General features: G+C 61.8%; 1 pseudogene. It reads right to left on the reverse strand.

Annotation, left to right across the window (positions count from 1 at the left end):
• Positions 1 to 584: pseudogene (locus tag KLP42_RS26645) on the reverse strand (phage tail protein); the annotation flags it as partial.

A 584-nucleotide genomic window follows, 5' to 3' on the forward strand; every position in this document is an offset into this window, starting at 1 on the left:
CCTGTTCGTCGCAGATGTTCGCCGCCGTCACATAACGGTCGATCGGCAACAGGTCGGGGTCCATCCCCATGCCGAGGAACAGGTCACCATTCCAGGAGAAGCCACGCCGGTAGTTGTAATCCATCACGATAGGATTTTCCGTGAACTCATAGGTGCTGTCGTCGCCCCAGCGATGATCGCCAGCGCCGCCGATCGAGGAATCCTTGCGGGGGTCGTAGAGCCGCGCCCCGCGAATTTCGAAGAAGAAATCGGGGAAGCTGGAAAGCCGCTCCGCGTCATAGGACAGGTACGCGACGAGATAGCAGATGCCGGCGCCCCGATGATCTGCCGTCCAGCGGCCGGCCGGATTGGCATGGGCGATCAGGTCCGCATCTGCCTCCGCCTGTGTCCCTGTGTAGAAGGCAAAGCGCATCAGCCCGGCATAATCGCCAGCCGATACCCGATAGCGCTGCACCACGGAATTGCTCTCGGCCGCCAGAAATTCGAGCGTCAGCAGATCGCCGCCTGCCCAGATCTTCGACAGGCCGTCGCAGGGGAAATCCCCGAACACATAGACCTGCTGCAGTTCGCGGTTCGCGCTGCCA

The organism is Rhizobium sp. CSW-27 (assembly GCF_018760785.1).
Classification (GTDB): domain Bacteria; phylum Pseudomonadota; class Alphaproteobacteria; order Rhizobiales; family Rhizobiaceae; genus Neorhizobium.